Genomic DNA, 21,858 nt, shown 5'->3' on the forward strand with positions numbered 1-21,858 from the left:
GTTGTCAGCGCATGGATGCGTGTCGTTCAACTTGTTGATGTTCAGGCGCCTGAGGGCTGTCCTGGCTATTTACATACAATAAATGGAAGTGTTGTCCATGAGTAAATCTGGAATTTCATCGACGGGCAGCTACGTCGATTTTGTGGGGTTGTTGAGGCTTAAGGATCTTGAACAGGCATTAATAACCCACAAGGGCACCGATGAATATGAAGCGGTGTTGCGCTATTACTTCGGTTGTATCGCCTTGCTCGATTCTCCACAAATGTTGGAGCCATTAGGGTTGCTCAAACAGGCCGTGGGGGCCTTGCGGGGAAACAGCAGGCGGCGGCGTACGCCTGAGTTGCCGGAAGTTGCCGAGGCCGCGGATCTGACGCACGCCTACAACAAGATAGAGGGTTTCGAAACGCGCCTGCGCAATAGCGTCGAACAATTGAAAGTGCCTGCCACCGAGGTGCCAAAAAAACTGCATTTGGTCTGGCTGGGCGGCGGCGTCGGAGCGATCCAGCGTGACTACATCAATGTCTGGAAACAGGTGCTGGGCCCGGAGGGTTATCGCATCAGTCTCTGGTATGACAGCGATGCACTGCTGGCCTATGAAACCAACCGGATCATTGTCGAAGCGGCCAAGGCTGATGCCATGCTCAATGGCGCAGAAAACAGTGTCGATGCCTTGGCGTTGGGCGACCGTTATGAAGAACGCGCGATCGTCCTGAAGCAGCAGATGTACGCCCATATCACCGAGGCGGTGAACAACGGCGGCAGCGCCGATGACGCGAGAATCGATCTGCTGGTTCGGGCGTACGGCCAGGACAAGGCACGACTGGTGGCCCTGAGGCACGATAACCGGCTCAGTCTCGAAGCGTTGGCCGAGGGCAGCCTGGCACTGCGCGATCTGGCCAGCGGTGAATTGCCACTGCATCTGCAGGATGCCTACGAACGCGAGATCAGTCTGCGTGGCATGCTTGCCGGGGGCTCCGATATCGTGCGTTTCGAAGCCTTGTTCGCCGAGGGTGGCAGCTACGCTGATGTCGATGGCCTGCCGCCCTTGGCGGAAAAGCTGGGCGAGGTGGACATCCGGGCGTTCCAGACGGATGCGCGGCTGGGCGTGCTGCAGTTACTGCTGGATCGAAACCCCGAATGGATGCCCGGCCGCCAGGCCCAGCGCAATAAATACACGGACTACGCCAACGAGATTCCAGCCGAGCATCGCGAAGCGCTTGAGCGTTTCGCTAAAAGCGGACCGGCGTTGAACCGCGTCTTTCGCCCCCCGGCGGAGCGCCTGGCCCGACCGGACGAATTGCGTGCTGTCGTCGAACAGCACGTGGTGGGCAACGCATTCCTGATGGCCCACCCCGGGGCGGCGATGCTCAAGAGCGTGATCGAGCGTTTACGGCTCAACTATGAAATCGTCGACGCCACCGCGCGCCTGGCCGATGAGCAAAACGTCAGCCTGGTCGACGTCAAGGCCATGAGTGATCTGGCGCGCGAGGCCGCGACGCAGGTGTTCGGTGCATTGCATGAGCTGCCCCCGGAAATTGAACTGGCCGCGGCTTTTCTGGTGGAGGCGGCCGCCGCCTACTACAGCGATGGTATCCGCCCCCAGAGCGAAGGCACGATCTATCTCACCGGTCCCGCCGCCATGCGCCAGGGGATGGCGGACTACCAACGCACCCACTTCACCCCTCAAACCGCCGAACAGTGGCAGGCGGAGGTGGCGATCAAGGCCGTCGCCACGGTCAACCGGGCGACGGAGGAGGAGCTGGATCACTCCTGGAAAGAGAACGCGCGTGACACCGCGCAATGGCTGATCGACGAAAAAAAACGCTGGCAGGAGGGGCAGTTCAAGGCTCGTTATGCGGGTGATATGGCAGAGCTGCTCAAATACCGCGCCCTCCAGTTCGATGAGGGCTGGCCCGTGATCGAGGGGCGGCATGTACTGTCTACCGAGCTGTTGCAGCATCTGGCCGATGAGCTGGGTGAGCCGTTCATGCAGATGATGAGCCAGCGCCATAACGGTGAGGTGATCTTCGATAAGCCCATCCCGCTGGGTTTTGATGAGCGTCAGTCGATCCGCGATCAAAGCGCCTATGCGTTGCCGCCCGCATCGGTGAGCGATTCGCAGACGCGACAGCTGTCGATCGCTGAATTGCTGGAGCGCCTGGCCAGCGACCGTTTCGAAGTCGCTCGGCTGAGCCCCTTGCAGCGTCTGCTGCTGGGAGGCTTGAGTGGCGCGAGGGCGTTGGATAACCGCAGCTTCGACGCGGCTCGGCCGTCATTGGACAACCTGGCCAACAACCTCGCCACGCACGGAACCGCTGGCCGTTATGCGGCGATCGAACAAGCGTTGCTCCAGCGTCAGGCGCCGGCCTTCCTGGCCGGGCTCGCCAGCGCCACCGATGCGCCACCGAGGCATGGCGAAACCGCCCTGGGCTTGAAGAAAACCGCGTTGGAGCAGCCGTTGACGTTGCGCCAATGGGGCCAGCACGTGGCCCGGATTCGTCAGGTGGCGCAGCTTGAGTATCGCGTCCGGATCATCGAACGCCTCGGTACTGTCCTGAACGGTTTCGAGGCCGCCACGAACAAGCTTGTACCGCAGGATCTGCTGCTCCAGGGTGAGGGTGACAGGGTCGGCGGACGTTGCTATCCCCTGGCCCTCGCCATGGCGGCGGCCGTGTCGCAAGGCAAGGCTGCGGTCAACACCTTGCGTGAGCGTTTCTACCTCGCGGTGCTCGAACCGGGGGCAAGCGATTCGGTGGCCTTCCTCAACAGCGTGGAGGCGTTGCGCGATGTGCAGCTCGGCGATGTGGGCAGTGCATTGGCGCGCTCGGACCTGAATGAGGTCACGGAGATCCTGCAAGCCAGGACGACCACCAGCACGCTGATGCTCAACTCCGATAACCACGCCATGCTGGTGGCCAAGACCGTGGAGGGTGAGCGCAGCACCTATCACTTCTACGATCCGAATTTCGGTGTGTTTGAGTTCGAGCATCCGACCTTGTTCAGGCAGGCGCTGGAGCGGTTCTTCCTCCAACAGGACATGGCCAGCCATTACGCGGCGTATGGCGATGCGGCGCGGCCGACTTTCGACCTGGTCGAACTGGAAGGTGCACGGGTGTCGAGGCAGGTATTGCCAGGCGCCATTGAGGTTTCGAAACTGCTGCAACCCGGCGCCTTGCCTGGGCAGTCGCAACGCCCTGTGAGACAGCGGTTGGCCAGCGCCCGTGGACAGTCGCTGCAAAACAATCCTCGACTGGGCAGCTGTCTGCTGGCGCTGGATGGCCATTGGTGGAGCCAGCAGATCGAGCAAGCGACGAGCCGCCTCCAGCAGGAAAACCAGCTGGCGGCGCACCTTGTGCCGTTGTTCGATACGCTGGAGGTCTCGCCGGACGGGTCGTACCGGGTGAGCCTGATCGATCCGGCCAATCCTGAGCAACTGGTACGGGTGGTCACGGATGACCATCGGCTCCTGCGGATAAAAAGCTACCTCTCGGAACAGTTTTCAGCCTTGGCCAACAAACCCTTCGTGCCGAGCGACCCCACCGAGGTGGGGAGCGTCCACACGCTGAACGCCGGTTTCGCCATACAAGCGCTGATGAACGCGTTGCGCGGCCAGGAAGGATCGGGTCGGCCCCTGACCCTGGCGGTGCGCTTGCACGCCTATGTCAACTACGCGCAGTTGGTGCATGGCGTCGTGGCGGATATCGCCGGCCTGGTCGGCCTGGTTCGGCAGGCGCTGGCCGAAGAGAAACTGATTGCCCGTACCGTCGCGCCAGTGGTCAAGGCGGCGCTGGGGTCCAGTCTCAGTGAAGCCACAGGGGGGCTGCTGCAACTGGCCAATGTCGGTTTTGACATCTACCAGTTGGCGACGGCCCACAACGACGTCGAACGCGCTCAGTTCGGCACCCAGCTGGCTTTCGACTCCGCCAGCCTGGTGTTGTCGGTGAGCGCCTATGCGGTTGGCGCCACGACGGCCGGCGCAATGCTGGGCGGCGCCGCGGTGATGCTCGGTGGGTTGGCGGTGGGGGTCGCGGCATTGGCCCGGGGCTTCGCCACCATTGCCGAGGAGGCCAAAGAGGTCGGGTTGTTATTCGATGAAATCGCCAAGGGTCATCTGCAGGCGTACCACTTTGATGCCAGGCAGGGGGCATGGCTGCCGCGCTCGTCGTTGATCGTCCAGGCGCTGGATCTGACTCGGGGCGCATTGATGCTGGACAGCCCCAAGCTCTATCCGCAACGCGATCATTTTGGCGTGCCGACGATAGAACTCGATTACGATCGGGCCATTAACATCCGTCGAGATCTAGGTCTGCCGGGTCAAGTTGCATTCAAGCCACCCGCCGGCCAAGTCATCGTACTGCCCTGCACACCGCAAACCTGTTACCGCTATGAGTACATTGCCCTGCCATTCGCGACATCGCGTCATGACACCGGGTTCGACACGGCACGGCGCCTGGAGAAAAGAAAAGCGGACGGCAGCTGGCAATTTCAGTTTTCCTTTTATTCGTTTCCCAGTGAATACATCGTCCGTCGCATGGTTCCCGATTATCGGCCAACGGTGATCGACGTGTTGCTCGATAGTGCTGACCGTTCACTGGTGGTGCCTCTTATTCCCCCGATTTGGCACAACATGATCGCTTATAAAATCCAGGGGGCCGGCAAACGATGCGCATTGGTCGTTCATCCCGGCGTGAAGCTGAGCCTGGAGTCGACGAGCCTACAGGTGTCCACTTGGTTTATGGACGCCTCTTGGGCCTCGGAGAAAGAGATAAGGATTGAGCGTCACGATCAGTTCTTCATCGACGACATTCAGGTAACGATCGTTGGAGGGTGGCGTCACGAAATTTTACTCCGGCTTGCCGATAATCAAGTATTCAAGGTTGATGTGCTCAACCGCACGCTCGTGCTTTTGGAACTGGACGCACCGCCCGACATGGATCAGCAAACGTTGCAGGATCATTTCAAGGCCCTGGCTCGAGACCACCGTCTAGCGATGGCGTACACACCGATTCACCACCACCTCATTCCGTTTGAGGACCCGGACGAGCCTCGCTACGTCACGGCCTGGTATGACGCGAAGGAGGACCGCTTTCTTTATATTCGCGACGATTTGCTGGGTGTCGAGGACGCGGTGTTGCGGGTGGTTGTCGGCGACTCCTGCTATTTCTACGACCCGCAGAACCTGATTATCTGGCAAGTCGATGCGGTCACTGGGTTGGTGAGCCATCGTTATTGGTTGCGCACTACGAACAACCTGGTAAGCGCCATCAAGAGCGTCGAGGCGGACGCGCAGGGGGTGATTCATGTCGTCCAGCAAAACACCCGCGCGGACCAGAGCGTCGATGTGCTGGTGTATCTGATCCATGACGGGCAACTGCTGCTCAGTTCGATCACACGAGAGCTGGATCTGGCGATGGAACCGGTCTTGAGTGCCAGCGAGACGCTGGCCGACTGGTCGCAGGTACTGGGTGACAGCCTGCCCTTCACACCGAGTACCCATCCTGAGGACTCGTTCGTCACCGTCAATTGGCAACCGGCCCCCTTCGTTTCGATCTGTTGGAAGTTCGATGCACAGTGGCGGGACATGGCCTGGGTTCGCCGCAGTGACCGTTTGATCATTCGTCCTTCGCCGCGACGAAACCAGCCACGTGGATGGCCCGACTCGATCAAGAACATGACCGACCTGACGCTGCTCGCACCGCCGGACGACAGCGATGTGTTTGTCATCTATGACCGGCTCAAACAGGAGCTGTGCGGCAGGCGGCGTACGCTGGTAGAGGGCCGGGGGCATTGGGCCAACCGGTGGGCGCGTGCCCCCGGCCTGGAGGATGTCATCGCCGTTGACGGTGGCTACGTGGCGCTGACCTCGAATGGCGTGTTCTACAACCTGAGTGGCCGAGGCGACCTGGCACTGGGCGGCGTCAGGGAGCAGTGGTTCAAGGACCGGGCACAATGGTGGACGGCCCTGGATGCGCTGGTCCTGCAGCACAGGAACAAAACGCTTGCCCTGATCGGTTTGACCAACCTCAGTGGTGACGAGCGGTTGTGCGCCTGGTACGTCGGCAACCGGTTGCTGCTGGCTGACCTGGGCAGCACCAAGGAGCTGCGGTTGCTGGGCGCAACCCCGGACGGCGAGGCCGCCTGGTTGCTCGACGTGGCGAGCGGCGAGGTCTATCGCCAGGCCTTTATCGATCCGCAGAAGCTGGACGCTGCCTTTGGCCAGGGTTCGCAATTATTGAAGGCTGACGTACTGCCCCACCCCCAGCGTGAGTGGTCGCCCTGGCAGTTTGTCGAGTTGACGGGCGATGGCGCGGGCCTGCGTGGCGTGACATTCGAAGGCGTGGAGGTCCTGCTGCGTGACCAGGCGCCGGCGCTGGTGACCGGTGTCACTCAGGAATGGGTCGTCACTCAAGGGGGGCGGGTGATCGAGGGGCTCAGGCAATTGACCGCCCGTGCGTTCTCCAGCCCACTGCTGTCGGTGGGCGATCCCGATGACCTGAAGTGGTATGTCGCCGGGACTGAACGTGTCATCCGGGTTCCCAAGGCCGCCATCCCTGAATCTTTCGAGGTACTGGGGACCCAACGGCAGACCAACGTCCTGTTGCACGAAAGCAGGAGCGGAACGCTATTGTCCTTGCCAGGCATGGGCCATGGCGGGCCGCTCAGCTATGTCCAGCGTGAAGGCGAGGTGATGGTTGTCGAGGGTCACGAAGCGAAGATCGATGATCTGCTGCCGTTGATGCCGGATGACGTCAAGATCCTGATCCTGCGCATGGGGCAGGGCGCGGTGAGTTACCGGTTGTCAAAAGCCGCCTGGTTGAGAGTCAAGTCGGTGGTCCTCGACTGCCGACATCCCCTGGGCAACGCGGTGACCATCCCCGGCAAGTTGATCTGGGAGCTGGATGAGCCAGACCAGTTATGGCTGAGCAAGGTTCATGAGCACCTGGTGATCATCGATCCGAACAGCGGTCACAGTGTGATTTTTCGTGAGGTGTATGCGGCGGATGTCAATTTGCGTGGCGACGTGTTGCTCAGTTTCGGTGGGGGTCAACACTATGCCGTTTCGACACTGGTGCAGCGCCTGGATGCCCTGCCGGATCTCCAGAATGGTGTCCTGCTGCAAGCGTTGTCGGATGAAACGTATGCGGTGGAGACCAATACGGTGGGTTGAACCAAGGCCGTTATCCAGGGTTAGGTTTTAAGTAAAAAAGGAGTTGTCGGTGTGTTAGTCGACAACTCTTTTTTGATTGGCCGTCATTCCATAAAAACGTTGCGCCACGCCAGGCCTGGAAGTATCAATGTTTCACGAGACGTTCCTTCTCAAGGTAAAACGTCTCATCAAGTGTTCATCCAGGACTTTGTTGATAAGTGTCCTTTTGTTGTCGAGTTCGCTTCGGTCCAATTTCAGGAACGCTTTGCGTTGAACGATCCTGGCTGAACGCTCTTCCCAGTTCCAGAACAGGAAGCTGCGCCTCTTTACCTCGACGCTCAGTTCGAGTTTGAACAGGGCGATATGAAGGTTGCCTTGTGAGTCGTAGCGGGCCGGGACGACTTGAAAGGTCTCGCCTTCCTGGGTTTCGTTGTCAAAGGACAGGATGGCCGAGTGATTGGTTTTTAGTGTGTCGAGGGTATCGATCATTGCGTTGGCCTGCTGTGCATCCCTCATGGCGTGGGCGCTCTGCACCAGGAAATCCGCCACGGAGCCCGAGACGAGATGTTGTGTGCGTGTATGGATGGAGTCGCCATACAGCGACCAGCCGAGGAAACTCAAGGTGCGGGCATATTCTTCGAACCAGCCCCTGGGATTTACATAGCGATGATGGCCGAGGTCGGCCGATCGGGTAGCGATATTGTTGCAATCGGCGATGTCATCGTGGTCTTGCAGGGAGGGTGCGCCGATATACGAAAACAGGTTAGGGCCGGTGACCAATCCGGTTAATAATTCATTGCTCATAATATTTCCGCCAAGAGTAAGTGTGTTGTTTGGCTTGTTGGACGTGCAATGATGAACGTGGGTCTTGATTAAGTCGGCAGTGGAATTGAGTCTGGATATTTGAAGGCATGCGCGGGTTAATATTCTGCAATCAGTCAGTGTTGTTGTTCCTGAAAATAATAAATTAGATTGAAGTCGGTCCGCAGGAGCGGGCTTATATATAACCAAGGAGGTTTTTATGGAACAGTTCGAAAGTGGAGCCAGTGTGGCGCAAAGTGTTGAGTTGATCCAGGCACGTATCAACAAGCGTAAGGCGCTGGCCACTGCGGGTCGACGTGTACGCAGGTCCGTGGTGCAGATGCATGACAATCCGAACAAGGACCTGGATGCGCTCATGTTGGGGGATGCGCTCGTGGGCTATGGCAACAACATGTCGCTCAACAATATGGCGATCATGGAGAACCTGATGACCATGGCGATGATGGAGGCCAACTTTGAAGTTCCTGGCGGCAAAAATACGCGGGCGTGGTACGACGCGTTTATCCAATGCCTGCAAGACCTCGGGTGTTTCGTTGCCGATGACGGTTACACCCGTTACTCCGAGAGTTCCCGGCGGGTGGACATGGACTTCGTGATCAGCATTGATGGCGTGAAGGCCAGCGTTCCGGCGGCGACGGTGCTGGGTACCGTGGTGAGCACCACGATTGACGGTTTGAAGCGGGATGAGGAGACCATGCGTCTGTTCAACAGCCAGGTCAAGGTGGCCGAAGGCGCGCGTTTGTCGGTCATTCCTTGCGAGCAGTTGGCCAACGGAATCCTGATCGCCTCGTCCGCCTCGATCAAACAGTCCGGTACTTCGAGTAACGGCGGTGTGGTTTTCGTGAACTGGCAATCTTCGGCGCGGGAGATCTTCCGTGGAAAATCGTTCGTGACCTTCAACCCCGCGCGTTATGAAGCGTTCAGGCAGGACATCGAGGAATATCTGGGCGTACATCGCCGGGAGGTGCTGAGCAGGAGGTTCAGCCGGCGCAAGCCCAAGGTGCGCTTGAGCATGCCGTGATGGCTACGGCACCAGGTAGCCTCTCACGCCGGTAAAGATGATCTGCGCCGCCAGCGCACAGACAAACAAACCCATCAGCCGGCTGACGATCTGCAAGCCCTGGTCACCCAGGATCCGCTCGATGCGGCTGGACAGGTAAAGCACCACGCCGACGGTGAAACTGGCCAGGGCGATGCTGATGATGGCCATGAGTTTGTCGTCCCAGTGCGGCTGGCTCACGCCCATCACGAGCAGGGCACCGATGGTGCCGGGGCCGACGGTCAACGGTATGGTCAGTGGGACGATGGTCACGTCCTGCTGCACGTTGTCGGTCTGTACGGCCGACTTGCCCTGGGCCATGCCCAGGGCCGAAATGAACAGCACACTGCCAGCGCCGATACGGAAGGCGTCCACGGTGATGCCGAACACGCTGAAAATCACCCGCCCGAACAAATACAGCAACACGCTGGAGACCAGCGTCGCGGTCGCAACCTTCCAGGCCAGGCGGCGTTGTTCCTTGCGCGAATAGCCGCGAGTCAGGCCGATAAAACACGACAGCACGAAGAAGGGGCTATAGAGCACCAGCATCTTCAGGTAAACGCTGAACAGCACATGGAGCATGGTTGAGGCTCGCGACGAATGAATTTGACGTGGAGTCTATCAGGCGTCGGGATGTCTGTCGGCTCGTGGCAAGGGCGAGATGCAAGTCCAGGAAAATGCCACTTCATTACAGGTGATTGTACGCCATTGAATTTGATTATTTACGGTTACAGTTGCGCGCTTGTTGTGATGAGGTGGGTTGCGTAAGTTCAACTCTCGGATCCAAGGATGATCTTGATTAAATAAGGAAATAGTATGAACGTTAAATATGATTCTGTTGTAACCCTGGCTGATCGTCTGGAGCGCTTGAGTGCTTATGATGTTGAGCCGGAGGCGTTTGAGTTGTCGACGCGTGCTTTTATTGTGCGTCCTGGCGAGACGGCTGACTATCCGGAAAAACCGGATCGCGCTTCGATTGTGGGTGACGGTATCCTGGCTTTTGTTTCGGGAATGTCCGAACAGAACCAGGCGGATATCCAGCACTCTTATCTGTTTGCTTCGTTAGTGGCTAATAAGCGCTACCCACGTGATGAGCAGGGTAAGGAGTGGTATCAACTTTTCCTGCAAGTGATGCAGGATTGCGGCTGGACGGTCCTGCAGAAGTACTATGACGCGGTTGCCGCCTCGGGCAAGAGCTTCAAGATGGACCAACTGGTGCTGAAGATCCTGGGGTCGGCGGTGACGGCCGCCGCGGTGCCCGGGCCGGCGTCACTGCTGATGCTCAAGGTCGCCAGCGATGCCATCGCGGCCTTGCAAACCCGTGACAGGCCGCTCCGGGTGTTTGACCAGAACATCCAGGAGTCTGGTGCGGGAGGGTTTGGCGTCGCCGCCTGCCATGAGACGCCGCATGGCGAAGTCATCATGGCACTGGGAGCCGTGCGTTTCATCAAGCGCACGAACCAGACCCAGGTCTTGTTCGTTAATTGGGACAGCAGTTCGGTCGACTTGTATCGCGGTGAAAGCCACATGACCATGGTGCCGTCCGTTATTAACCGTACACGTGCGACCATTATCGAACGACTCGGCGATCGAGCACAGAAGAAAATCGAAGCATACGAACTCTGATCTTGTGAATCCACCTGGCGACTACACCGTAGTCGCCAATCATAAAAATAACTAGGTGATTGCAATGAATGATGGTTATTCGGTTTTTATTAATGCTGGCGCTGTCGTGATAGTGTCTCCGGATATGGCCGGGCAGGAAAAAAGCGATGTGTTGGATTCGGTATTGTTCGCGCAGTTGGTCGCCAACAAGAAGTATCCGGCTTATACCCAGGCACAAATATGGTATGACGAGTACCGTGACGTCTTGAAGAACGGTTGGTTGCAAAAGACTGCAGCATGGGACAACTTCACCCTCGATGAGCAATCCAACTTCAATGCGGCGCACTGGCTAGGGTGTCGACTGGGGGAGTATGTCGATCCTACAGTGGCCGATGAAGTCACTCGCCTGTTGAACCGTGTCGCGCAGTTGCCCGGTACCCTGCCGGCCATCGAGCAACTGCGCGAGCAGACCTGCAAGCGCAAGGAGCCCGTGCCACCGTCAGAGACCGATGAAGCCGTTGGCAGGGTCTGCCTGCAAGTGATTCTGGCCCGGCGAGCCCCCTTGCTGAGCAGCGTTTCCCTGAGCTATGAGACCACGCAACTGGCAATCTCCAACCCCCTCGGTCAGTGCCTGTCCGTCGCCAATGTGGTCGGTAATCTTCAGTCCAGATGCTTTCAGGCCAACTTATCGAAAGAGCTTTACGCTCCCCTGCGCGGTGCGATCGTACGGAAGCTGGGTGATAAGCCAACGAAGCATGTCTTTGATATTTCTGACGACGTTGAACGGGGGGCCGCGCGATGAATAGCGAACGCCTACAGGCCGGCGAGCGCCTGTTTCACAGCAGCGATCCCGCGCCGGCTGCGGTCGTGGGGGCAAGCCTCGTGTCGTTCGGCCAGGGGCTGTCTCCCCAGGATCGCGAAGACATCTGTCTGAGCAACCTGTATGCCCAGTTGGCAACGCGGTCGGCTTATCAGGACGGTTTGGTGGGCAGTTGGTTCAACTACTACAGGAACACGCTCAGGTACCTGGGGTGGGATTCGGCGCGTCCCCTCAGGCCTGGACAGGCGGGCGAGGGGTCAATGGCCGAGAGTGTTGCCCGGCAAATCTCCCAGTCATTCGATGAACGCTTTGCGCGCTCGGCGACTGATTCGATTGGCGCCCTGAAGCGCCACCCCAATGCCCTTGCGGCATTCGAACGGGCAAGCCTGCAGCATGATTCGGCGTTCTTCCAGGTGGTTCCCTGCCTGCCGAAATCGCCTGGGCGAATAGAGGTCGCGCTTTATCACAAGCAATTCAGCATTCGTAAAACGCTCTCGACCTTCCTTTTTTGGCCGATAGAGGAGGTTGTGCAAACCAGCCATGAAGAAATGGCGGTCGTGACGTTCAACACGCTGCATTACTCAATGTTCCGGGAAAAAGTCCTGCGCGCCGTTATCGCCGAGACGACCCGTAATATTCATGCGTTGAAATGTTGAACAGGGCTCCGGGCGTCAGCGGACGCCCTCGGACGAATGCGCGACGGTCTGGTTCTGCTGGTCACGCTGGGCCACCCAATGCTCGATCAGCTCGCGTAGCTGCGACAACTCCACCGGCTTGGCCATGTGCCCGTCCATCCCGGCTTGGCGGGCGCGTTCCTTGTGCTCGGCCAGGATGTGGGCGGTGAGCGCCACCACGGGAGTGCGGGTCCGCTGGTTGCCCATTTCCCAGGCGCGCAATTGCTGGGTGGCGGAAAACCCGTCGAGGATCGGCATTTCGCAGTCCATCAGGACCAGGTCGTAACGCTGCTCCTTCATGGCCTTGAGGGCTTCCTCGCCGTTGCTGGCGGTGTCGGGTTGCAGGTTGAGCTTGCCGAGCATGCCGCGGATGACCTTGGTGGAGATGCTGTTGTCCTCGGCCACCAGGATGCGGAAATCGCTCGGCACCTTCACCGGGAGGGGAGGGCCGGCGTTCACCTGTACATTCGTCGCCTGGCCCCGGTTGCGCTGGTTCAGCTCGTCCGCCAGGGTGGTCTTGAGGGTATAGCCGGCCACCGGTTTGGCGAGGATGCGCTTGACCCCGCTGTTGCGTGCCACGATCTTGCTCGGTGCATTGCTGATACCGGTGAGCATGATCAACAGGATGTCGTGGTTCAGGCTCGGGTCTTCCTTGATCTTGGCCGCCAGTTGCATGCCGGTCATGCCTGGCATGTTCTGGTCCAGCAACACCACGTCGAAATAATCGCGCAGGTGCGCCTTGGTGCGCAGCAGCGCCAGGGCTTCCTTGCCCGATGGCACGGCACTGACGTTCAGGCCCCAGGCGCTGCACTGTTGCACCAGTACTTTGCGGCAGGTGTCGTTGTCGTCGACGATCAATACCCGCGCCCCTTGCAGCGGGCCATCGAGGTCGGCAGTCGGATGTTCGAGGCGATCCGGGTCCAGCGGCAAGGTCAGCCACAAGGTACTGCCCTGGTTGCTGCCGCTTTTGATACCGAATTCCCCGTGCATCAGGATGATCAACTGACGGGCGATGACCAGGCCCAGGTTGCCCCCCAGGCGCGTGGCCGACAGGAAATTCTTGCTATGCAGCTCGGCGTGCATCAGCGTGTCGCGCTCTTCGGCGTCCATCGGCGTCCCGCTGTCCTGCACGGCGATGCGCAGGCGCGGCTGATTGCTGCGCTCGTCGAGGGCGACGACGATCAGCACTTCGCCCTCGTCGGTTTTCTTCAGGGCGTTTTCCAGCAGGCTCAGCAGCGCCTGGCGCAGTCGCGTCGGGTCACCGCTGATCACTCGCGGCACCTGGGGCTGGATGAAACTGATCAGCTCGACATTCTGCTGTTCGGCCTTGGCGCGGAAGATACTCAGGCAATCCTCGATCAGTGCATTGAGGTCGAACTGCACGTCGTCCAGTTCGATCTGCCCGGATTCGAGCCGGGAGATGTCGAGGATCTCGTTGATCAGGGTCAGCAGCTCATTGCCGGCGCTGTGGATCGTCTGCACGTAGTCGCGTTGCTTGACCGACAACGGCGTGCCCAGCAGCAGTTCGGTCATGCCCAGCACGCCGTTCATCGGGGTGCGGATCTCGTGGCTGATCTTGGCCAGGAACTCGGCCTTGGCATTGATCTCGGCATTGCTCGCCGCCAGGTCGCGGCTGATGCTGAACCGGCTTTCGTTGATCGAGCGCTGGCGCTCGCCCAGGGCGACACTCATCAACAGGCCGCTGATGCAGATGAAGATCAGCAGGGTGATGATCAAGCCCTGGGGAGGAACCTCCGTGAGCCCTTGCAGTGCCGGAAGGATGATCAGCGTGCCCAGGTTGAAGACCACCATGGCCGCGACGAACAGCCGGGCTGGGCGGTAGCCCTTTTGCCAGTGCCAGGCGCTGACGAGCAGCATGCTCAGGCCGGCCAGGGCCACGAGGGCATAGGTCATGATATTGAGCGGCAACGTATTGACGAACAACAGCAACAGGCTGCACAGCATGACGAGCACGATGTCCCCCAGCAGCAGCCGATTCAATGGGTGCGGCCCCAGGGGCGCGAAGAAACGGTAGGCGAACATCAGGCCGCAGGGCGCCGTCAGCAACAAGGCCAGGTAGGCTCCGGGCGTCTGGACGGCTGGCCAGTCGGGCAGCCAGGCTCCGGCCAGATTCAGCAACAGCGCCAGGCTGAGCATCAGCAGTCCTTCACAGGCTGCCAGCCACAGGCAACTGCGTGAACGGGTGTAGGCGTAGCGGGTAAGGTTATGCAGCACCAGCATGGCGATGCAGCCGAACAGCAACCCATAGATCAGTGTCTGGTTCTGATCGGCCGCGGCCACGACTGCCGATTGCAAGGTGATGTAGGGGCGCAGTTCATGGCGCGAGGACAGCCGCAGGTAGACGTCCAGCGATTTGTCGCTGCGTGGCAGGGGCAGCATCAAATCGTTGCTGGGGACCGCAGGTTCGGTGTGCGGCGTGGCATTGCCGCTGACTTGCTGGTCAACCAGGGTATCGCCGTCCAGCACGTAGAGGTTCAGGCGCGACAGGTCGGGCGCGAAGATGCGCAGGATCTGTTCATGCCGGTCGGGGGCCAGGCGGAAACGCAACCACAATGCCCCGCCGGGCTCGGCGGCCTGGAGACGGTCCAGGTCGATGGGGCTGAATTGATTGGTGTAGCGGGCAGAACGGATGTCGCTCAGCGTCAGGTCGCCCTGTTCGTCGAGCAATACGGCCCAGCCACTGCCTGGCGCGGCCTGGGCCGGGAGCATGCAGAGCAACGTCAGCAAGGTGACGGTAAGGCCTATGGCAATCCTGAGCCAGCGCACGGCGAAATCCCTTCGTAGGTTGATGCCAGAGTATAACTATGCGCGGCGCCGGAACAGTCAGGCAAGGGCCGAAGACCCTTGCCTGGCTGAATGGCTGGGTTATTCCAGATTTTCGCCACGCTCGCGGGCAATGGCGCGGTAGCCAATGTCCTTGCGGTAGAAGCAACCTTCCCAGTCGATCTCGGCGGCAAGCTTGTAGGCCTGCTGCTGAGCTTCGTCGACACTGGCGCCCATGGCGGTGGCGCAAAGCACGCGACCGCCGGCGGTGACCACTTGCCCGTCCTTCAACGCCGTGCCTGCATGGAAGACCTTGCCTTCCAGGCGGGCTGCGGCATCCAGGCCCTGGATCGCGCTACCCTTGGCGTAGTCGCCGGGGTAACCGCCAGCCGCCAATACGACACCGACGCTTGGGCGCGGGTCCCATTGGGCTTCGACCTTGTCCAGTGCCTGGGCCAGTGCGGCCTCGACCAGCAGGACCAGGCTCGATTGCAGGCGCAGCATCACCGGCTGGGTCTCAGGATCGCCGAAACGGCAGTTGAATTCGATGACTTTTGGGTTACCAGCCTTGTCGATCATCAGGCCGGCATAGAGGAAGCCGGTGTAGACGTTGCCTTCCTCGGCCATGCCGCGCACGGTCGGCCAGATCACCTGGTCCATGACGCGCTGGTGTACTTGGGCGGTCACCACCGGGGCCGGGGAGTAGGCACCCATGCCGCCGGTGTTCGGGCCGCTGTCGCCGTCGCCGACACGCTTGTGGTCCTGGCTGGTGGCCATTGGCAGGACGTTCTTGCCATCGACCATAACGATGAAGCTGGCTTCCTCGCCGTCGAGGAACTCTTCGATCACCACGCGGGAACCGGCGTCACCGAAGGCGTTGCCGGCGAGCATGTCGCGCACGGCGTCTTCGGCTTCGGCCAGGGTCATGGCAACGATCACACCTTTACCGGCAGCCAGGCCGTCGGCCTTGATCACGATCGGTGCGCCTTTCTCGCGCAGGTACGCCAGGGCCGGTTCGATTTCGGTGAAGTTCTGGTAGTCGGCGGTCGGGATCTTGTGACGCGCCAGGAAATCCTTGGTGAACGCTTTCGAGCCTTCCAACTGCGCGGCACCGGCGGTCGGGCCGAAGCAGTCCAGGCCACGGGAGCGGAACAGATCGACCACGCCGGCGACCAGCGGCACTTCCGGGCCGACGATGGTCAGCGAGACGTTCTTCTCGGCGAAGTCGGCCAGTTGTTCCAGGGCCAGCACGTCGATGGCGACGTTTTCGCATTTGGCTTCGATGGCGGTGCCGGCATTGCCCGGTGCCACGAAAACCTTCTGCACGCGTGGATCCTGGGCCACTTTCCAGGCCAGGGCGTGTTCGCGGCCACCGCTGCCAATGATCAAAACATTCATTTCAAAAACCTCGGATGACGCTGATGGGGCTGATCGTTCCCACGCTCTGCGTGGGAATGCCTCTACGGACGCTCTGCGTCCAGGGACGCAGAGCGTCCCGGGCTGCGTGCCCACGCAGAGCGTGGGTACGATCAAGCAAATTAGTGACGGAAGTGGCGCATGCCGGTGAATACCATCGCAATCCCTGCCTCATCAGCAGCGGCGATCACTTCGTTGTCACGCATCGAACCACCCGGCTGGATCACGGCGGTGATGCCGACCTTGGCCGCGTTGTCGATGCCGTCGCGGAACGGGAAGAACGCATCGGAGGCCATGACCGCGCCTTGTACCTGCAAGCCGGCGTGCTCAGCCTTGATGGCGGCGATGCGGGCCGAGTTCACGCGGCTCATCTGGCCGGCGCCGACACCGATGGTCTGGCGGTTCTTGGCGTAGACGATGGCGTTGGATTTTACGTACTTGGCGACTTTCCAGGCGAAGATCAGGTCGTTGATTTCCTGCTCGCTCGGGGCGCGCTTGGTCACTACTTTCAAGTCTTCGCTGCCGATCATGCCAATGTCGCGGCTCTGGACCAGCAGGCCGCCATTGACGCGCTTGTAGTCCCAGGCCGGCACACGGTCGGCCGACCATTGGCCGCAGGCCAGCAGGCGAACGTTGGCCTTGGCGGCAACGATGGCGCGGGCTTCTTCAGTGACCGAAGGGGCGATGATCACTTCGACGAACTGGCGCTCGACGATGGCCTTGGCGGTCGCGGCGTCCAGCTCACGGTTGAAGGCGATGATGCCGCCGAAGGCCGATTCGGTGTCGGTGGCGTAGGCCAGTTCGTAGGCCTGGCGGATGCCGCCCTCGGCGTCCGGGCTCACCGCCACGCCGCACGGGTTGGCGTGCTTGACGATCACGCAGGCGGGCTTGACGAAGCTCTTCACGCATTCCAGCGCGGCGTCGGTGTCGGCCACGTTGTTGAACGACAGTTCCTTGCCCTGCAACTGGGTGGCGGTGGCAATGCCGACTTCGGCAGGCTTGGCTTCCACGTAGAACGCCGCGCTCTGGTGCGGGTTCTCGCCGTAGCGCATTTCCTGGGCCTTGACGAACTGGGTGTTGAAGGTGCGCGGGAATTCGCTGCGGCCTTCGGTCGACAGGGTTTCAGCGGCCTGGTTCACGGTGCCCATATAGTTGGCGATCATGCCGTCGTAGGCGGCGGTGTGTTCGAAGGCCTTGAGCATCAGGTCGAAACGCTGGGCGTAGGTCAGGCCGCCGGCCTTGAGGTTTTCCAGCACGCTGGCGTAGTCGCTGGCGTTGACCACGATGGCCACGTCCTTGTGGTTCTTGGCCGCCGAGCGGACCATGGTCGGGCCGCCGATGTCGATGTTCTCGATGGCAGTCGGCAGGTCGCAGCCGGGCTTGTTGATGGTGGCTTCGAACGGGTAGAGGTTGACCGCTACCAGGTCGATCGGCTTGATGCCGTGTTCGTTCATGATGGCGTCGTCGATGCCGCGACGGCCCAGGATCCCGCCGTGGATTTTCGGGTGCAGGGTCTTGACCCGACCGTCCATCATTTCTGCAAAACCGGTGTAGTCCGCGACTTCCACTGCGGCGACGCCGTTGTCCTGCAGCAGCTTGAAGGTCCCGCCGGTGGAGAGAATCTCGACGCCCAGCTGTTGCAGCTCGCGGGCGAATTCGAGGATCCCGGTCTTGTCGGAGACGCTGATCAAGGCGCGGCGGATCGGCAGGCGGGTGGTCTGGTCGGTCATTTCAATTTCCATCAAAAGCAAGGGAAGTCAGCAAAAAAGGCGACCGTTTTTTACGCGGGCGCCTTTCTGGTTTGATTGAATGCTTACAGCAGATCGTACTGCTTGAGTTTCTTGCGCAGGGTGCCGCGGTTCAGGCCCAGCAGCTCACTGGCTTTGGTCTGGTTGCCCTTGACGTAGTTCATCACGCTTTCGAGCAGAGGCGCCTCGACTTCGGAAAGCACCAGGTTGTACACATCCGTGACGGCAGCGCCCTCAAGGTGGGCGAAATAATTGTGCAGCGCCTTCTCGACACTCCCGCGAAGGGTCTGGCCTTCTTCGCTGGGCGTATTGAGGTGCTGTTTCAAATTCACGTTGTCGCTCACGGGTGTTGTTCCACTCACTAAAGTCTCGGTCATCATCGTCATGCGGCCACCCCTTCGTCCCCTGTCAGGCTCTTGTAACGCTCAGCGAAGAACGCCTGAACGTCGGCGCATTGTGCTTGCGTACCATCCAAACGATTGAAACGGGCGCGAAACTCCCTGGCGCCCGGCAGGGTTGCGAGATACCAGCCCACATGCTTGCGAGCGATGCGTACGCCCATGACTTCTCCGTAGAAGGCATGTAGCGCGGCCAGATGCTCTAGCAGAATACGTTCCACCTCGGACAACTGCGGCGCCGCGAGCTTTTCGCCCGTGCGCAGGAAGTGTTCGATCTCACGAAAAATCCATGGCCGCCCCTGGGCGGCCCGGCCGATCAACAGGCCATCGGCACCGGTCGCGTCGAGCACGTACCGGGCCTTCTCGGGCGAATCGATGTCGCCATTGGCAAACACCGGAATCGACACCGCCTGCTTGATCGCGGCGATGGTGTCGTACTCGGCGTCGCCGGTGTACAGGTCGGCACGGGTGCGGCCGTGGACCGCCAGCGCCGTGATGCCCGCCTGTTCGGCGATCTTCGCCACCACCAGGCCATTCTTGTTCTCCCGGTCCCACCCGGTGCGGATCTTCAGGGTCACCGGCACATCGACCGCGGCGACGACCGCCTGCAGGATCTCGGTGACCAGTGCTTCATCTTTCAACAGTGCCGAGCCTGCGGCCTTGTTGCAGACTTTTTTTGCCGGGCAACCCATGTTGATGTCGATGATCTGCGCCCCCAGCTCGACGTTCGCCCGGGCCGCTTCCGCCAGCATCTGTGCGTCGCCACCGGCGATCTGTACCGAGCGGGGCTCGGGATCACCTTCGTGGATCATGCGCAGACGCGATTTGCGGGTGTTCCACAAACTCATGTCGCTGGTGACCATTTCCGAAACCACCAATCCTGCACCCAGTCGCTTGCACAGCTGACGAAAGGGCTGGTCGGTGACCCCCGCCATAGGGGCGAGAATCAGGCCGTTCTGCAATGTATATGGGCCGATGCGTACCGCCGACATAGGACTTCCCTGAAGTGGGGTCGGATCATGAGACTTCGAAAAAGGGTTGGCATGATACCCGCTCTCGATGACTGGATAAAGATCGAATTGGATAAAATCTGAACAGCTATTTTGTTATCGCCAGCGGTTTGGTCCGGGTAGGGTCAGTCAGAAAGTTGCCGTCAATTGGCCGACCCTGGCCGGCTTCATTCCGGGGAATGGAAGCTCAGACTGTAGTTCACCGCTTTGGGGCCAGGGTCCAGGATATCCAGCGCGATGTGAATGGGCGTCTGGGGCGGCATTTCGCCGCGGTCCTCAAGGTCGCCACCCAGGTACTCGCCGGGCTTGAAGCGACGGCTGGCGATCAGGTGTCCGTTGAGGTCGGCAAAGCGCAGTTCCAGCAACGGAAAAGGTTGGGAGAAGGGCGCACGGTTGTAGATGATCGCGTCCACCACCAGGGCACCGCTGAACTCCGGATGGCTGCGCACCACCAGGTTGCTGCTCTTGATCTTGGCGATGTCGACCTTGGACGGTACTTCGCAGCCGATGGTCGGACAGATTTGCAGGAACCACGGCCGGTACTGGTCCTGGCGGGCCAGTTCTTCGAAATGGTAGGCGATGTACTGGCCGCCCAGGGCCGCGCTGGCGAGCAGTATCAGCAGGCCCCACAACAAGCGTCGGCCCCAGGGCGAGCGGCGTTTGCGCCAGTCCAGTTGCAACGGGTCGTCGTCCAGGTCGTGGAGGGCTTCGGCGCGTATCCCCGGCTCCTGGCGTTCCCGTGACTTGCGCAACGGTGCCAACTGCTCGGGTTCGTCGTCGTGGTCGTCGGTGGCGGACAGGCGCTCGAGGTGTTCGTCGGGCTCGTCGTCCGGCGCCAGGTGGAGAGGGGCGGCAGGCTCGTCGTCCGGTTCCAGTGGTTCAAGGGCCAGGGATAGCGACGGCTCAGTGCGCGGTGGTCGGGCCGGCTCGTGGGGTTCGAACGGTTCGATGGTGTCCTGGAGGACGGCTTCGGCGCGCTCGCTGGAAGATTCGCTGTACAGGCTGTCGGGCCAGGCTTGCTGTTCGCTGGAGAGCGAGTCGCGTTGCGCGCTGAGGTTGTCTTCCCGGCGCCGGCCGGTATTTCCTGGCGCGCGATTGTCGCGCCGCTCCAGGCGCGCCAGTTCCTTGTCCAGATCATCCAGATCCAGCTCGGCAGCGCTCCATTGTTTCTGGCTGATCGCCCGGGGCGGGGCTTCGACCGCAGGCTTGGAGGTCGGCACGACGGCAGGCGCCGCTTGTTTGGCAGTGCGTTGTTCCAGCAACTGTCGTGCGGCATTGAACACTTGCAGGCACGAGCCGCAACGAACCACCCCGCGGGCCACGCTCAATTGAGCATGGCTGACGCGAAAACGGGTATGGCAATGCGGGCACTGGGTGACGAAACTGTCAGTCATGCGGCAATCCGGTGGATACAGGCGGTCATTCTAGCGCCGACGTCCGGTGATGCGCACCCAGCCATCGCGATTGGCGATCGGGTCCAGGTCAAAGTCCGCGGCATAAGCGGCGGCGACTTCTTCACCCTGTTCGGCCAAGATGCCTGACAGTGCCAGGCGTCCGCCCGGCTTGACCAGGCTCGACAGTTGCGGCGCCAGGGACACCAGCGGGCCGGCGAGGATGTTGGCCACCAGGACGTCGGCCTGGACCTGTGGCAAGTCCTGCGGCAAGTACAGCGGGAACGATGCTTCGGCAATGTTGTTTCGCCCGGCGTTGTCGCGGGACGCTTCCAGGGCCTGGACGTCGATGTCGGTGCCTACCGCTTCCCTGGCGCCCAACAGCAGCGCGGCAATCGCCAGGATCCCCGAACCGCAGCCGAAGTCGAGTACGTTGCAGCCCTTCAGGTCCTGGCCGTCGAGCCATTCCAGGCACAGTGCGGTGGTCGGGTGGGTGCCGGTGCCGAACGCCAGGCCCGGATCCAGCAGCAGGTTGACTGCGTCCGGCTCTGGCGCGGCGTGCCAGCTCGGGACGATCCACAGGCGCTGGCCGAAACGCATCGGCTGGAAATTGTCCATCCAGCTGCGTTCCCAGTCCTGGTCCTCGATCACTTCGCTGTGATGCTCGGGCAGCGGGCTGCCGGTCAGCAGCTCGAGGTGGGCCAGCACGCTGGCCGCCTCGGTGCCGCCTTCGAACAGGGCCAGCAGGTGGGTGTGGGACCACAGCGGGGTGGTGTTGAGCTCCGGCTCGAAGATCGGCTGGTCTTCGGCGTCCATGAAGGTTACCGATACGGCGCCTACTTCAAGAAACGCGTCTTCGTAGGTTTCGGCTTGTTCCGGGCTGATGGCCAGACGTACTTGCAGCCAAGGCATGGCGGGCACCTTTGGAAAAAATCTACAGGGGGCAGCGCAGGGCTGCAAAGGCGCGCAGTGTACGCCAGGTCGCCGCCAAAGTGGATAAGCGA

At 60.7% G+C, this 21,858-nt stretch carries 14 protein-coding genes; 5 read left to right on the forward strand and 9 right to left on the reverse strand.

Annotated features, from left to right (window positions below):
• Positions 1 to 97 precede the first annotated feature (97 nt).
• Positions 98 to 7,168 carry a TcdA/TcdB pore-forming domain-containing protein gene (locus BLU76_RS09350; protein WP_092222504.1) on the forward strand — a complete coding sequence of 2,357 codons (7,071 nt, stop codon included), beginning with the start codon at positions 98 to 100 and terminating at the stop codon, positions 7,166 to 7,168.
• A gap of 132 nt (positions 7,169 to 7,300) precedes the next feature.
• Here the strand turns inward: BLU76_RS09350 and BLU76_RS09355 are convergent, their stop codons facing one another.
• On the reverse strand, positions 7,301 to 7,951 hold the full coding sequence (locus BLU76_RS09355; RefSeq protein WP_092222506.1) for a hypothetical protein: 651 nt from the start codon (positions 7,949 to 7,951) through the stop codon (positions 7,301 to 7,303).
• Between the two features lie 217 nt (positions 7,952 to 8,168).
• Here BLU76_RS09355 and BLU76_RS09360 point away from each other — a divergent pair, with 217 nt between their 5' ends.
• A complete protein-coding gene (locus BLU76_RS09360; protein WP_092222508.1) occupies positions 8,169 to 8,990 on the forward strand; it encodes a hypothetical protein in 822 nt (273 codons plus the stop codon).
• A 3-nt stretch (positions 8,991 to 8,993) separates the two neighbouring features.
• Here the strand turns inward: BLU76_RS09360 and BLU76_RS09365 are convergent, their stop codons facing one another.
• Positions 8,994 to 9,590 (reverse strand): MarC family protein, encoded by a 597-nt coding sequence (locus BLU76_RS09365; RefSeq protein ID WP_014336378.1) that lies wholly within the window; start codon positions 9,588 to 9,590, stop codon positions 8,994 to 8,996.
• 234 nt (positions 9,591 to 9,824) lie between these two features.
• Here BLU76_RS09365 and BLU76_RS09370 point away from each other — a divergent pair, with 234 nt between their 5' ends.
• The 3 genes from BLU76_RS09370 to BLU76_RS09380 all read left to right on the forward strand — a co-directional run bounded on the left by BLU76_RS09370 (position 9,825) and on the right by BLU76_RS09380 (position 12,089).
• The gene (locus BLU76_RS09370; RefSeq protein WP_092147062.1) at positions 9,825 to 10,634 is read left to right on the forward strand and encodes a hypothetical protein; all 810 of its coding nucleotides are present in this window, start codon (positions 9,825 to 9,827) and stop codon (positions 10,632 to 10,634) included.
• Positions 10,635 to 10,698: 64 nt separating this feature from the next.
• Positions 10,699 to 11,415 (forward strand): hypothetical protein, encoded by a 717-nt coding sequence (locus tag BLU76_RS09375; protein WP_092147064.1) that lies wholly within the window; start codon positions 10,699 to 10,701, stop codon positions 11,413 to 11,415.
• The gene (locus tag BLU76_RS09380) at positions 11,412 to 12,089 is read left to right on the forward strand and encodes a hypothetical protein (protein WP_092147066.1); all 678 of its coding nucleotides are present in this window, start codon (positions 11,412 to 11,414) and stop codon (positions 12,087 to 12,089) included. The genes BLU76_RS09375 and BLU76_RS09380 overlap by 4 nt, the downstream gene beginning before the upstream one ends.
• Before the next feature lie 15 nt (positions 12,090 to 12,104).
• Here the strand turns inward: BLU76_RS09380 and BLU76_RS09385 are convergent, their stop codons facing one another.
• From BLU76_RS09385 to prmA, 7 genes are all read right to left on the reverse strand, one after another.
• The gene (locus tag BLU76_RS09385; protein WP_063323118.1) at positions 12,105 to 14,894 is read right to left on the reverse strand and encodes a hybrid sensor histidine kinase/response regulator; all 2,790 of its coding nucleotides are present in this window, start codon (positions 14,892 to 14,894) and stop codon (positions 12,105 to 12,107) included.
• A gap of 99 nt (positions 14,895 to 14,993) precedes the next feature.
• Positions 14,994 to 16,289, reverse strand: coding sequence for a phosphoribosylamine--glycine ligase (purD, locus tag BLU76_RS09390; protein ID WP_063323117.1), 1,296 nt, complete (start codon positions 16,287 to 16,289; stop codon positions 14,994 to 14,996).
• Between the two features lie 140 nt (positions 16,290 to 16,429).
• Positions 16,430 to 18,037 carry a bifunctional phosphoribosylaminoimidazolecarboxamide formyltransferase/IMP cyclohydrolase gene (gene purH, locus BLU76_RS09395; RefSeq protein ID WP_063323116.1) on the reverse strand — a complete coding sequence of 536 codons (1,608 nt, stop codon included), beginning with the start codon at positions 18,035 to 18,037 and terminating at the stop codon, positions 16,430 to 16,432.
• 83 nt (positions 18,038 to 18,120) lie between these two features.
• Positions 18,121 to 18,441, reverse strand: a complete 321-nt coding sequence (gene fis, locus BLU76_RS09400) for a DNA-binding transcriptional regulator Fis (RefSeq protein WP_003186237.1) — start codon at positions 18,439 to 18,441, stop codon at positions 18,121 to 18,123.
• Entirely contained in the window at positions 18,438 to 19,445 is a 1,008-nt protein-coding gene (gene dusB / locus BLU76_RS09405) for a tRNA dihydrouridine synthase DusB (protein ID WP_092147068.1), read from the reverse strand. Before dusB ends, fis begins: the two co-directional genes overlap by 4 nt.
• 185 nt (positions 19,446 to 19,630) lie before the next feature.
• Positions 19,631 to 20,857, reverse strand: coding sequence for a DUF3426 domain-containing protein (locus tag BLU76_RS09410; protein WP_092222510.1), 1,227 nt, complete (start codon positions 20,855 to 20,857; stop codon positions 19,631 to 19,633).
• Positions 20,858 to 20,887: 30 nt separating this feature from the next.
• Entirely contained in the window at positions 20,888 to 21,766 is an 879-nt protein-coding gene (prmA, locus tag BLU76_RS09415; RefSeq protein ID WP_092147072.1) for a 50S ribosomal protein L11 methyltransferase, read from the reverse strand.
• Between the last annotated feature and the right edge of the window lie 92 nt (positions 21,767 to 21,858).

Origin of the sequence: Pseudomonas sp. NFACC08-1 (assembly GCF_900106735.1) — a bacterium.
GTDB lineage: Bacteria > Pseudomonadota > Gammaproteobacteria > Pseudomonadales > Pseudomonadaceae > Aquipseudomonas > Aquipseudomonas fluorescens_Q.